General features: G+C 64.2%; 10 protein-coding genes. 5 read left to right on the plus strand and 5 right to left on the minus strand.

Features of this window, described 5'->3' with window-relative positions; translation table 11 throughout:
• Nucleotides 1-414: 414 nt before the first annotated feature.
• Nucleotides 415-915, plus strand: coding sequence for an MmcB family DNA repair protein (locus tag NLY33_RS02635; RefSeq protein ID WP_023703557.1), 501 nt, complete (start codon nucleotides 415-417; stop codon nucleotides 913-915).
• Between the two features lie 52 nt (nucleotides 916-967).
• Here the strand turns inward: NLY33_RS02635 and nhaA are convergent, their stop codons facing one another.
• The 5 genes from nhaA to NLY33_RS02660 all read right to left on the minus strand — a co-directional run bounded on the left by nhaA (nucleotide 968) and on the right by NLY33_RS02660 (nucleotide 7918).
• On the minus strand, nucleotides 968-2155 hold the full coding sequence (nhaA, locus tag NLY33_RS02640; protein ID WP_023703558.1) for a Na+/H+ antiporter NhaA: 1188 nt from the start codon (nucleotides 2153-2155) through the stop codon (nucleotides 968-970).
• A 360-nt stretch (nucleotides 2156-2515) separates the two neighbouring features.
• On the minus strand, nucleotides 2516-3079 hold the full coding sequence (locus NLY33_RS02645; RefSeq protein ID WP_023672848.1) for an ActR/PrrA/RegA family redox response regulator transcription factor: 564 nt from the start codon (nucleotides 3077-3079) through the stop codon (nucleotides 2516-2518).
• Between the two features lie 86 nt (nucleotides 3080-3165).
• Nucleotides 3166-4491, minus strand: coding sequence for an ActS/PrrB/RegB family redox-sensitive histidine kinase (locus tag NLY33_RS02650; protein ID WP_023703121.1), 1326 nt, complete (start codon nucleotides 4489-4491; stop codon nucleotides 3166-3168).
• A gap of 32 nt (nucleotides 4492-4523) precedes the next feature.
• Nucleotides 4524-6986, minus strand: coding sequence for an ATP-dependent helicase HrpB (hrpB, locus tag NLY33_RS02655; RefSeq protein ID WP_023709630.1), 2463 nt, complete (start codon nucleotides 6984-6986; stop codon nucleotides 4524-4526).
• A gap of 41 nt (nucleotides 6987-7027) precedes the next feature.
• On the minus strand, nucleotides 7028-7918 hold the full coding sequence (locus NLY33_RS02660) for a DMT family transporter (protein WP_023707802.1): 891 nt from the start codon (nucleotides 7916-7918) through the stop codon (nucleotides 7028-7030).
• Between the two features lie 26 nt (nucleotides 7919-7944).
• On the opposite strand from NLY33_RS02660, the gene NLY33_RS02665 reads away from it, so the two are divergent.
• From NLY33_RS02665 to NLY33_RS02680, 4 genes are all read left to right on the plus strand, one after another.
• Nucleotides 7945-8643: a PIG-L deacetylase family protein gene (locus tag NLY33_RS02665; protein ID WP_023707801.1), complete on the plus strand. Its 699-nt coding sequence runs from the start codon at nucleotides 7945-7947 to the stop codon at nucleotides 8641-8643.
• 255 nt (nucleotides 8644-8898) lie between these two features.
• Nucleotides 8899-10230, plus strand: coding sequence for an ABC transporter substrate-binding protein (locus tag NLY33_RS02670; RefSeq protein ID WP_023703561.1), 1332 nt, complete (start codon nucleotides 8899-8901; stop codon nucleotides 10228-10230).
• Between the two features lie 229 nt (nucleotides 10231-10459).
• On the plus strand, nucleotides 10460-11407 hold the full coding sequence (locus tag NLY33_RS02675; RefSeq protein ID WP_031198535.1) for a carbohydrate ABC transporter permease: 948 nt from the start codon (nucleotides 10460-10462) through the stop codon (nucleotides 11405-11407).
• On the plus strand, nucleotides 11404-12354 hold the full coding sequence (locus NLY33_RS02680; RefSeq protein ID WP_023694180.1) for a carbohydrate ABC transporter permease: 951 nt from the start codon (nucleotides 11404-11406) through the stop codon (nucleotides 12352-12354). The genes NLY33_RS02675 and NLY33_RS02680 overlap by 4 nt, the downstream gene beginning before the upstream one ends.
• The last annotated feature ends 131 nt before the right edge of the window (nucleotides 12355-12485 follow it).

Genomic DNA, 12485 nt, shown 5'->3' on the forward strand with positions numbered 1-12485 from the left:
TGGAAGGGGAGCCATTCCCCTACGGCTGGGTAGCTTTCGGAAATTGCGCACGGTATGTTTCGCGTTCCATAGATTCTTTGAGGCGCTCCGTGCCACTTCCGATGTTTCTTTTTGCTGCAACGCCAGTCATGATATTTATATATTTCAGTCTTTTAGATATCAGAGCAAATAGGTGGAAAAAGACCGATAGAAAAGCCCTGCTATACGTCTATATAGCACTTCATCTCGCCGTAATTATTGGAATAATTGTATCCTTTTTTGAGTTATATATTAAAGATTGATAGCAGGGCCTGAATTCTCCCCTGCGCCGGCCTGTCAGGCATATAATCCTATTTCACTTTGGGTTTGTCAAGTGGATAATCGCCTGGTCGCACAGGGTTCAAACCGTGAACAAAATCTGGCATGGTGGCTGCCATGCCGATCATCTCCTCGATTCTCCTCAATCCCCTGATCGATCGCCGCCAGTCGGAACGCGCCATGCTGGTGCGGCGTGGCGTGCAGCGGCTGCTTATGCAAATGGGCACGCATGTGCTGCCCGAACTGTCGCTGGCCACCGGGCGGCGCGCCGACCTTGTGGCGCTGACCAGGCAGGGCGACATCTGGATCATCGAGATCAAATCCTCGATCGAGGATTTTCGCGTCGACCGCAAATGGCCTGATTACCGGCTGCACTCCGACCGCTTCTTCTTCGCCACCCATCCGGGCGTGCCCTCGGATATTTTTCCGGAGGAATGCGGCTTCATCCTCTCCGACGGCTACGGCGCCGAGATTCTGCGCGATGCGCCCGAGCACCGGATGGCGGCGGCAACGCGCAAGGCGCTGATGCTGCGCATCGCACGGGCGGGTGCGGCGCGGCTGCTGGCGGCGGAACTGGCGGGTGTGGCGGTGCCGGCGCTGGCGGGAGAGAGCGAGTAACGAAGCTCAAGTTCCTCGCCCCGCTTTGCGGGGGCGAGGAACCCAAGAACACCTACTCCACCACCTCCTCCACCCCTGCCGCCGGCGCCATCAGCAGCACGGCGGCACCCAGCAGCGCTGCAACGAAGGACCCCGCCAGGATGCCGACCTTGACGGCGTCCTGCAGCGCCATGTCGTTGGCGAAGGCGAGCAGGCCGATGAACAGGCTCATGGTGAAGCCGATGCCGCAGAGCAGCGAAATGCCGATCATGTGCAGCCAGCCGGCATTGACCGGAAGGTCGGCGAAGCCGAGACGGATGGCAAGCGCCGACGAGCCGAAGACGCCGACCAGTTTGCCCAGCACCAGGCCTGCGGCGACTCCGAGCGTCAGCGGTTCGACCAAAGCGGCGGCGCTCAGGCCAGCCAGCGACACGCCGGCATTGGCAAAGCCGAAGATCGGGATGATGACGAAGGGCACGATCTTGTGCAGGCCGTGTTCAAGCCGGTGCAGCGGCGAATGGTCGAGATCGTGGCCGCTGCCGGGAGACACCTGGTGCGGGATGGTCAGCGCCAGCGCGACGCCGGCCAGCGTGGCATGCACGCCCGATTTCAGAACCAGCACCCACAGCATGACGCCGAGCACGAGGTAGGGCGTCAGCCTCGTCACCCGCATGCGGTTGAGCACGATGAGCACCGCGATGACGGCGAAGGCCGCACCGAGATAGGCCAGCGACAGGCCGCTTGTGTAGAAGATGGCGATGATGATGACGGCGCCGAGATCGTCGATGATGGCGAGCGCGGTGAGAAAGATCTTGAGCGACGCCGGCACGCGGTTGCCGAGCAGCGACAGTACGCCGAGCGCAAAGGCGATGTCGGTGGCGGTCGGGATCGCCCAGCCGGAGAGCGCGGCGGCGTTGTTGCGGTTGATGGCGACATAGACCAGCGCGGGAACCAGCATGCCGCCGGCGGCAGCGACGCCCGGCAGCACGCGGCGCGGCCAGGTCGAGAGCTGACCGTCGAGCATCTCGCGCTTGATCTCGAGGCCGACCAGCAGGAAGAACACCGCCATCAGCCCGTCATTGATCCAGTGCGAGAGGCTGAGCGGGCCGAGATAGGTGTGGAGAGCGGCGAAATAGGTTTCGGCCAGCGGTGAATTGGCGACGATCAGCGCAAGGGCTGCCGCAACCATCAGGATGATGCCGCCCGCCGCCTCGCCGTCGAGGAATTCGCGAAGGATGGATTTCGGCTGCTTGTCGCGCATGTGTGCTCCGTTGCCGGGTTTTCCGGCGGCGTTATTGCCGATGATGGGCAAAGGTCGATGGCACGGCAAGCGCAACTGTTTCCAGCGTTGGCGCCGCCCCAACCAATCCGCTTGGCGCTGCGGCGGACGCATAGGGGGAGAGAAGTGTCACCTATGTATCCGGTTCAAAGTGTTACCCATCTATCGGCTGGACAGCAGCTTCAGCCTCGCCGTCGTCTCCTGCAAAGCCGGCGATTGGCGAAACCGGCGATGAGAGCGCCCCTCTCCCCCGTCTCTATACGGGGAGAGGATGCCGGCAGGCAGGTGAGGGGCAGCGCTGAGGTTCGGCAATTGGCGGCCGGCGCCGCCGGCGCGTGAACCTCAGCGTGGTGCGCGCTTGGCGAGTATCCGCTGCAGCGTGCGGCGATGCATGTTGAGCCGGCGCGCGGTTTCCGACACGTTGCGGTCGCACATTTCGTAGACGCGCTGGATGTGTTCCCAGCGCACCCGGTCGGCCGACATCGGGTTTTCCGGCGGTGCGGCGCGTTCGCCGGCGGTGCGGGTGAGCGCTGCAAACACGTCGTCGGCGTCAGCCGGCTTCGACAGATAGTCGATGGCGCCGAGCTTCACCGCGGTCACCGCGGTGGCGATGTTGCCGTAGCCGGTGAGGATGACGGTGCGGGCATCGTCGCGCTTCTCGCGGATGGCGGCGACGACGTCGAGGCCGTTGCCGTCGCCGAGCCGCATGTCGACCACCGCATAGGCCGGCGGGTGGGCGCGCGCCTTGGCCACTGCCTCCTCGACGCTCTCGGCCGTCTCGACCACGAAACCCCTGGTTTCCATGGCGCGGGCCAGCCGCGTCAGGAACGGCTTGTCGTCGTCGACGATGAGCAGCGAGGTGTCCTCGCCTTCAACCATTGCGCCAATTGCTTCTTCGCCAGTCATTATCTTAAAAAATCCTGCTGCCTTAATTTTACGCAGATACAGTTCCTGAACGCCATTGTCCAATTTTGCCGCCTCCGCCAAGGCTTTTACGCGGTGTCGAACATCGAGATCCCCACCGATTCCGGGTTGAGGAAGACGGTGCGGGGCCACGATATCTGCACGATGGCGCCCTCGCCCAGCCCGCTCGAATTGCGGAAATCGAGCGTGGCGCCGGAGCGTTCGAGCAAGGTCTTGGCAATGAAGAGCCCGAGTCCAAGGCCACCGCCGGCCTCGTTGCCCTGGCGTGTCGACATATAGGGCTCGCCGATGCGATCGATGATTTCGGGGGGAAAGCCCGGCCCGTCATCGATGATCGAGAAGGTGACGTCGAGTTCGTCCCAGCTCCATCGCACCGTCACACTGTTGCGGGCGAAGTCGACGGCGTTCTCGACCAGATTGCCGAGGCCGTAGATGACCCCGGGGTTGCGTCGTCCCACCGGTTCGGGGCCGACGCGCTCGCCCGGCCGAAGCTTGATCGAGATGCCGAAATCGCGGTGCGGCGCCGTCACCTCCTCGACCAGCGAGGTCAGCGGCAGACGCGACAGATGCGCCTCGCCCTCGGAGGACAGGCTGGTCAGCCGCTTCAGGATCTCGCGGCAGCGCTCGCTCTGCGACCGCAACAGCTTCACATCCTCACCATATTTAAGATCGTTGCCCAGCGCCTTCTCCATTTCCTTGGAGACAAGGGCGATGGTGGCGAGCGGCGTGCCGAGTTCGTGCGCGGCGGCGGCGGCAAGCCCATCCAGAGCCGACAGATGCTGCTCGCGCTGCAACACCAGTTCGGTGGCGGCAAGCGCATTGGCGAGCAGGCGGGCTTCCTCGGCGACGCGGAAGGCATAGATGGCGGTGAAGGCGATCGAGGAAAACACCGCCATCCATATGCCGGCGACATAGATGAACGGCATGGGCAGCGGCGCGCCCTCATACCATGGCAGCGGCTGGTGGAAGAAGACCAGCAACGTGGCCGCCGCCATGACCAGCGCGCCGAGCACCGCAGTCAGCCGGAGCGGCAGCGACGCCGCCGAGATGACGACGGGCACGGTCATCAGCACCGAGAACGGGTTGGTGAGGCCGCCGGTCAAATAGAGCAGGCCGGCAAGCTGCAGGCTGTCGAAGGTCAGGATGAAAAAGGCTGAGAACGGGGTCAGCCGGTGCGCTGCCGGATAGCGGAAGGTCAGCACCAGGTTAAGCCAGGCCGAGCAGGCGACCAGCGCGAAGCAGAGGCTGACCGGCAGCGGGAATTTGAGCCCATAGGCGACGACCAGCACCGCCAGGCTCTGGCCCACGATGGCCAGCCAGCGCAGCCGGATCAGCGTGTTGAGGCGCAGCCGCTGGCTTTGCTGGAAGTCTGGCGCGTGCACGATGTTGATCATGGCCAAGGATTATAGCCGGGAAAGGACGAGCGCTAGGTCCCTCGCGGTTTGGCGCGGGCGGTGGCCCCAGCGAGCAGCGGATTTTCCGGCCAGACATGGCGGGGATAGCGGCCGCGCATGTCGGTGCGCACATCGGCCCAGGAGCCGCGCCAGAAGCCGGGCAGGTCGCGCGTCGTCTGGATTGGCCGGTGCGCCGGCGACAACAGCTCGAGCGTCAGCGGCACGGTGCCGTTGGCGATTGCCGGATGGCGGTCAAGGCCGAACAGTTCCTGCACGCGGATGGCCAGCACCGGCCATTCGCCGTCATAGCGGATCGGCGCATGGCTGCCGGACGGCGCGTCGAAATGGGTCGGCGCCAGTGTGCCGATCTTGCGCTGCAAATCATGCGGCACCAGCGCCATCAGGCCCGACGACAGCGTGCCGGGGTCGATGGCGGCGAAGGACGCCTTGCCCGAAAGGAACGGCAGCAGCCAGTCGTCGAGGCGTTCGAGCAGGGCGGCTTCCGAAACATCGGGCCAAGGCGCACCGAGGCCGCGATGCAGCCAGCCTAGGCGCTGGCGCAGCGTCTCGCCGTCCTTGCCCCATTCCAGCAGCGACAGGCCGTGCTCGCGCAAGGCATCTGTTATGGCGCGGTCGGCGTCTGTTCCAGTTGGTGCGGGCAGCATGCGCTCCGACAAAGTGATGGCGCCGAGCCTGGCGGTCTCGCGCACGCGCACCGCGCGCCGCTCGCGGTCGAAGCTTGTCTCGCGGCGGATCTCGATCCTGTCGGCCATAGCGGCACGGATGTCGGTCTCGTGGACCGCGGCCGCCGCCGTGATGCGGGCATTTTGCGCCTTGCCCTGCAGATCGGCGACGACCAGCCAGGTCTCGCCGGCCAGCGGATCGGCGGCATCCACCATGGCGCCGGAGCCGTTGGCGAGCACGAAACGGCCACGCTCGCCGCGCGCCCTGGCGACGCGGTCCGGCCAGGCGTGGATGAGGAGAAGACCGGCAGAAGCGGCTTCGCTGCTCTTGGGGCCGCCCGCCTGCTTCGCCAATCGCTCGGCAAGCTGCCTTGCCGCAACGGCGCGTGGCGATTTCTCAGTGCGAAAGCGCATCAGCCGCCGTTCGAGGTCGGCGCCGTCACCGCCGAGACCACGCTCGGTGAGCAGGACGGCTAGCATCGCAGCCTCGAGCGCGTGGCCGCCGCCAGCGGCTTCAGCGACCATGTGTGCGAGCCGCACGGGCAGCGCCAGCTTGCGCATCGCGCCGCCCGCCTCCGTCAGCCGGCCGGCCGCATCGATGGCGTGCAGCGCCAGGAGCAGCGCCCGCGCCTCGTTGAGCGCGGGAATGGGCGGCGGATCGAGGAAGGACAGGCTTGCGGGATCGGCGACGCCGAAGGCGGCGCAATCGAGCAGTAGGCCGGACAGGTCGGCTTCGAGAATCTCGGGTGGAGTGAAGGCGGGAAGGGCCGCCGTCTGCTCGGCCCGCCAAAGGCGGATGGCGACGCCTGGCTGCGTGCGTCCGGCGCGACCGGCGCGCTGGTCGGCGGACGCCCTGGAAACGCGCACCGTCTCCAGCCGGGTCAGGCCGCTCGCCGGTTCGTAGCGCGGCAGCCGCGACAGGCCGGAATCGATGACGACGCGCACGCCGTCGATGGTGATCGAGGTCTCGGCGATCGACGTCGCCAGCACCACCTTGCGGCGGCCGGGCGGCGCCGGTTTGATGGCGGCATCCTGCGCCCTGTTGTCGAGCTGGCCGTAGAGCGGCACGATGTCGGTGTCGGCGCCGAGCCGGCCCTGCAGCCGCTCGGCCGTGCGCTCGATCTCGCGCTGTCCCGGCAGGAAGGCGAGCACGCTGCCGCTCTCGCCGGCAAGAGCGGAGCGGATCGCCTTGGCCATGGCGTCTTCGATGGGAACGCCGGCTGGCCGCTCGTCGTATCTGACATCGACGGGGAACGCACGGCCTTGGCTTTCGATCACCGGGGCGCCGGACAGGAGTTTCGCGACGCGCGCGCCATCGAGCGTTGCCGACATCACCAGCAAGCGCAAATCGGGCCGCAGCGCGCCCTGCACATCGAGCGCCAAAGCGAGGCCAAAATCGCCGTCGAGCGAGCGCTCGTGGAATTCGTCGAAAATCACCGCCGAGACGCCGGGCAGCTCGGGATCGTCGAGGATTATGCGCGCCAGGACGCCTTCGGTGACGACCAGGATTTTTGTCCGGGCCGATGTGCGGTTTTCCATGCGCATGGCATAGCCGACGGTGGCGCCGGGCTCTTCATCAAGCAATTCGGCCATGCGGCGGGCGGCGGCGCGGGCGGCCAGCCGGCGCGGTTCGAGCAGGACGATCTTGCCGGCGACCAGCCAGGGCGCATCGAGCAGCGCCAGCGGGACCAGCGTCGTCTTGCCGGCGCCAGGCGGCGCCACCAGGACGGCGCTGTTGCCGGAGCCGAGCGCCTCGCTCAGGGCCGGCAGCACGGCGGATACCGGAAGCTCCGGCAAGGATCTCGTCGTCATTGCGTCCGCATATCAGCGGTCACTATGGCCATGCAACCGGATCAAAGCCTCGTGCGCGCAAACGGGTTCCAGCGCACCGTGCCCAGCCGCACCTCCTCGCGCACCATGGTGAGCAGGCCGGACGCGCCAACGACGGCCAAGCCGACCAGCGATATCCAGTCCGGATACTCCTGGAAGAACAACGCACCGAGGATCACCGCCCAGACGATCTGCGAATAATGCGTCGGCGCGATGCGGTTGGCCGGTGCGTATTTGGCGGCCAGCAGCTGCAGCAATTGGCCGCCGGCGGTAAAGGCGCCGCCCAGCACCAGCCACAGCAGCTGCATGGCGTTGGGGAGGGTGAACGATGTGGCGATGGTGCCGGCCCCGTTGAACAGCAGCCCGTAACCGATGAGCACGCCGAGCATGGTGGTGCGCTTTTCCTGCTGGGCGAGCGACCGCATCAGGATGACGCTGGCCGCGGCAAGGAAGGCCACCGTGAAGGCGGCAAGGTGTCCGAGATGCAACTCGCGAAAACCTGGCCGCACCACCAGCATGACACCTGCAAAGCCGGCAACCACCGCCAGCCAGCGCCATGGACCGACCTTTTCCTTCAGGATGACGGTCGAGAGAATGGTAACGCAAAGCGGCGCCAGGAAGATCAGTGCATAGGTCTCGGCCAGCGGAATGGTGGTGAAGGCGTAGACGCTGAGCACGCCCGAGGCGATGCCGGCCCAGGCGCGGGCCTGCACCGCCCATGGCCGCCCGGTGCGCCAGAAGTCGCGCCAGCGCTCATCGACTGGGCGGCGTAAAAACAGGAAGCAGCCGGCAAACAGCGTGATGAAGAAGCCGATCTCGAAGACGGTGAACTGTCCGCCAAGGCTCTTGATAACGGCATCACTGCACGAATAGCTTGCATAGGCGATGAGGGCGAGCAGGATTCCGTTCGTCACGTTTTTCCATTTCCGGGGAGAGTGCAGTGAAGGTATTGGCGCTCGGCGCGCATCCCGACGACATCGAGATATTCATGTTCGGTACGCTGGCTGCCTATGCCATGCAAGGCGCAGAACTGACTTTTGCCGTGGCCACGGATGGCGCCAGGGGCGGCATGGGCGACCCGAGCGTTTTGGCTCGTGTCCGCCGCGACGAGGCGGCGGCCGCTGCGGCGCTGCTCGGCGCAACCCTTCGCTTTCTCGACTTTCCCGACGGCGAACTGGTGGCTGATGCGGAACTGATCGCTTCGCTGAAAGCGCTGATACGCGAGACCGCGGCGGATCTGGTTATCACGCATGCCCCCAACGACTATCACGCCGACCATCGTGCTTTGTCGGACGGCGTGCGCATCGCGGCCTCGTTCGGCGTCCCCGTGCTGCATGCCGACACGATGGGCGGCACCGGCTTTGCGCCGACGCATTACGTCGACATTTCCGCCTACGGCGATATCAAGACGCAGGCGATCCGAGCGCACCAATCGCAGTGGCCGGAGCAATATGTCGACAGAGCGCGCGTTCAGAATGAGTTTCGCGCCGGGCAATGCAACAGCGTTCCCGGCTCCCTGGCCGAGGCCTTCCGATTCGAGCTGACATTTCCCTTCGCCGACATCCGCGCGCTGCTGCCGCCCGCGCCCCCTGTCCGGCCGGTGACGCCGCAGACGAAAATTATAGGCGACCCCTGCTAAGCAACTTCCGGGCGAGCCGTCCGGCAAATCATTTCCCAACGATTTCAATCGCCGTTTGGCCATGTTGCGGCGCAGCGACGAATTCGCTTGCCTTGTTTAGTAAAAATTGCATCACTAAACAAATTACTAAACATCTGCGGTGGACCGCGCCGCCCTGGCGACGCATAGCGCGCCGTGTTTAGGCCCTCGGAGGAGCGAGGGTTGAGGGGTTCTTGAAACGGCCATCCGGGCGCGTTTCGCAAATGGGAGGAAGGCATGAAATCGAGCTTGAAACTGGCGTTGGGACTGACCTCGGCGATTACCGCGTCGACAGCCGTCTCGAACGTTGCGCACGCTGAAGACCTGACGCTTTGCTGGGCCGCCTGGGATCCGGCAAACGCGCTGGTCGAACTGTCCAAGGATTTTACCAAGGAAACCGGCATCGGCATGAAATTCGAATTCGTGCCGTGGACCAACTATGCCGACCGCTTCCTCAACGAGCTCAACTCGCACGGCAAACTGTGCGACCTGATCATCGGCGACAGCCAGTGGATCGGCGGCTCGGCCGAGAACGGCCACTACGTCAAGCTGAACGACTTCTTCGACAAGGAGAAGATCAGCATGGACGACTTTGTGCCGGCAACAGTCGTCGGCTATTCCGAATGGCCGAAGAACACGCCGAATTACTGGGCGCTGCCGGCCATGGGCGACGTCGTCGGCTGGACCTACCGCAAGGATTGGTTCTCCAAGCCGGAGCTGCAAAAGGAATTCAAGGAAAAATATGGCTGGGATCTCGGCCCGCCGACCACCTTCGACCAACTGAAGCAGGTCGCCGAGTTCTTCCAGAAGCGCGAGATCGACGGCAAGACCGTCTATGGCGCTTCGATCTACACCGAGCGTGGCTCGGAAGGCATCACCATGGGCGCCATGGACGTGCTCTACAGCTACGGCTTCCAGTATGAAAACCCCAAGAAGCCCTACGAGATGGAAGGCTTCGTCAATTCGCCAGACGCGGTCAAAGGCCTGGAGTTCTACAAGTCGCTCTACGATTGCTGCACGCCTCCGGGTGCCTCGAACAGCTATATGGGCGAAGGCGTCGACGCCTTCAAATCCGGTCAGGTGGCCATGCACATGAACTTCGCCTTCACCTGGCCCGGCCTGCAGAAGGACGAGAATGTCGGCGGCGACAAGATCGGCTACTTCGTCAATCCGAAGGGTCCCGGTGGCGCCCAGTTTGCGCAGCTTGGCGGCCAGGGCATTTCGGTGGTGTCCTATTCAGACAAGCAGGAATCGGCGCTGAAATTCATCAAGTGGTTCGCCAACAAGGATGTGCAGGCCAAATGGTGGTCGCTCGGCGGCTATTCCTGCCTGAACGCGGTTGTCAAGGACCCGGCCTTCCCGTCCAGCCAGCCTTATGCGCAGACCTTCCTCGACTCGATGGCGATCGTGAAGGACTTCTGGGCCGAGCCGAGCTACGCACCGCTGCTGCAGGCGTCGCAGAAGCGCTTCCACGACTATGTCGTTGCCGGCCAGGGTTCGGCCAAGGACGCGCTTGACGGCCTGGTCAAGGACTGGACGCAAGTGTTCCAGGACGACGGCAAGATGTAACCGGACCAACGGCTCCTCCCGAGCCTGACCCCAGAGGCGGATGATTTTCAGGCCGAATCGACCAGAAATCATCCGCCTCAGGGCTAAAAAGAGAGAGAGCATGATGTCGTCCGAAAACCGCTTCACACTTTTCGGCATCATGCTCTTGGTCCCGTGCTGCCCTTGGCACGGGACGCAGTTCAGATAAATTCCAGTGTCGAGACTTGACGTGACCGAAGCAGGACTCACCATGCTCAATCGGACTGCGGAGAACGTTGCCCGGGCGACCCCGGAGCCGTTGGCCCGCAAGGTCCGGGGGATCAGCGACAAGGGCCTCGCCTGGCTGTTCATCTCGCCGACGATCCTGTTGCTCTTGGCCATCAACATCTTCCCGCTGTTCTGGGCGATCTACCTGTCCTTCACCAACTTCCGGGCGAACCGCCCGAACGAGGTGGTGAAGAACCTCGGCTTCGCCAATTACCAGCGCATCCTCGGCGACCAGGACATCTGGATCGCCATGCAGACGACGGCGCATTTCGTGTTCTGGACGATCCTGCTGCAGACGCTGATCGGCTTCACGCTGGCCTGGCTGATCGACCGCAAATTCCGCGGCCACGCCTTCTGGACGACAATCATCCTGGTGCCGATGATGCTGTCGCCGGCGGTGGTCGGCAATTTCTGGCGCTTCCTCTACGAGCCGCAGATCGGCCTGTTCGCCTACGCCATCTCGTTCGTCACCCGGATACCACCGACCGACATCCAGATGCTGTCCAACGTGTCGCTGGCGCCGTGGTCGATCATCATCGTCGACACCTGGATGTGGACGCCCTATGTCATGCTGATCTGTCTCGCCGGCCTGCGCTCCATCCCCGAATACATCTATGAAGCCGCCGAGGTCGACCGCGCGTCCAACTGGCGGCAGTTCTGGTCGATCACGCTGCCGATGGCGCTGCCCTTCATCATGCTGGCGGTGCTGTTTCGCGGCATCGAGAACTTCAAGATGTTCGACATGGTCAACCTGCTGACCGGTGGCGGGCCGGGCTCGACCACCGAGGTCGCCTCGATCACGCTGAAGCGGCAGGCGTTCGAGAGCTGGCGCACCGGATATTCCTCGGCCTTCGCCATCATCCTGTTCGTCGCGGTGTTTGGGCTGGCCAACATCTACGTCAAGGCGCTGAACAAGGTGAAGCAGAGATGAGCCTGACCACCGCCCACTCCGTCGTCGCCCCCTCGGCCAATTCGAAGCGGATCGCCGGCACGATCATCGTGCTCTACGCGCTGATCTCGATCGTGCCGTTGCTGTGGATCTTCGCCACCAGCTTCAAGACGCCGCCGGATTCGATCGCCTATCCGCCCAAGATTCTGTTCCAGCCGAGCATCGAGGGCTATTGCAACCTGTTCACGACGCGCACCAGGCAAACGCCCGACTACATCAACTCGCTCGGACCCGCGACCGGTTTCTGCGACGAGACCTCGCGCAAGCGCAACATGGTGATTGCCGGCCCGTCCAACTTCCTGCCGCGCTTCGTCAACTCACTGATCATCGCCTTCGGTTCCACCTTCTGCGCCGTATTCCTCGGCACGCTCTCGGCCTACGGTTTCTCGCGCTTCAAGGTGCCGCTGGCCGATGACCTCTTGTTCTTCATCCTGTCGACGCGCTTCATGCCACCGATCGCGGTCGCCATTCCCATCTACCTGATGTACCGCGAGCTCGGCCTGTCCGACACCGCGCTCGGCATGATCCTGCTCTACACCGCGGTCAACGTGTCGCTCGCGGTGTGGCTGCTGAAAGGCTTCATCGACGAGATCCCGCGCGAGTATGAAGAAGCGGCGATGATCGACGGCTATACCAGGCTGCAGGCCTTCTGGCGCACCGTGCTGCCGCAAGCGACCACCGGCATCGCCGCGACCGCCATCTTCTGCCTGATCTTTGCCTGGAACGAATATGCATTCGCGGCCCTGCTGACCTCCGGCACGGCGCAGACCGCACCGCCCTTCATCCCGACCATTATCGGTGAAGGCGGCCAGGACTGGCCGGCGGTGGCGGCGGGCACGACGATCTTCCTGGTGCCGATCCTGGTCTTCACCATCCTGCTACGCAAGCAGTTGCTGCGCGGCATCACTTTCGGCGCGGTTCGCAAATGAGTGGTGTGCCAGGTCGACCCCCACTCCGTCGAGCTTCGCTCACCTCCCCCCCGATCGACGGGGGAGAGGAAGGGCGCGAACTTCATTCAACCAGACTCCCTTCCTCTCCCTCCGGAGGGGGGAGAGGTGGC

The organism is Mesorhizobium sp. C432A, from assembly GCF_030323145.1.
GTDB lineage: Bacteria > Pseudomonadota > Alphaproteobacteria > Rhizobiales > Rhizobiaceae > Mesorhizobium.

Bases quoted from the DNA above. Each gene is read 5' to 3' on its own strand.
- NLY33_RS02635 (WP_023703557.1), top strand. From the start codon at position 415: ATGCCGATCATCTCCTCGATTCTCCTCAATCCCCTGATCGATCGCCGC.
- nhaA (WP_023703558.1), bottom strand. From the start codon at position 2,155: ATGCGCGACAAGCAGCCGAAATCCATCCTTCGCGAATTCCTCGACGGC.
- NLY33_RS02645 (WP_023672848.1), bottom strand. From the start codon at position 3,079: ATGACTGGCGAAGAAGCAATTGGCGCAATGGTTGAAGGCGAGGACACC.
- NLY33_RS02650 (WP_023703121.1), bottom strand. From the start codon at position 4,491: ATGATCAACATCGTGCACGCGCCAGACTTCCAGCAAAGCCAGCGGCTG.
- hrpB (WP_023709630.1), bottom strand. From the start codon at position 6,986: ATGACGACGAGATCCTTGCCGGAGCTTCCGGTATCCGCCGTGCTGCCG.
- NLY33_RS02670 (WP_023703561.1), top strand. From the start codon at position 8,899: ATGAAATCGAGCTTGAAACTGGCGTTGGGACTGACCTCGGCGATTACC.
- NLY33_RS02675 (WP_031198535.1), top strand. From the start codon at position 10,460: ATGCTCAATCGGACTGCGGAGAACGTTGCCCGGGCGACCCCGGAGCCG.
- NLY33_RS02680 (WP_023694180.1), top strand. From the start codon at position 11,404: ATGAGCCTGACCACCGCCCACTCCGTCGTCGCCCCCTCGGCCAATTCG.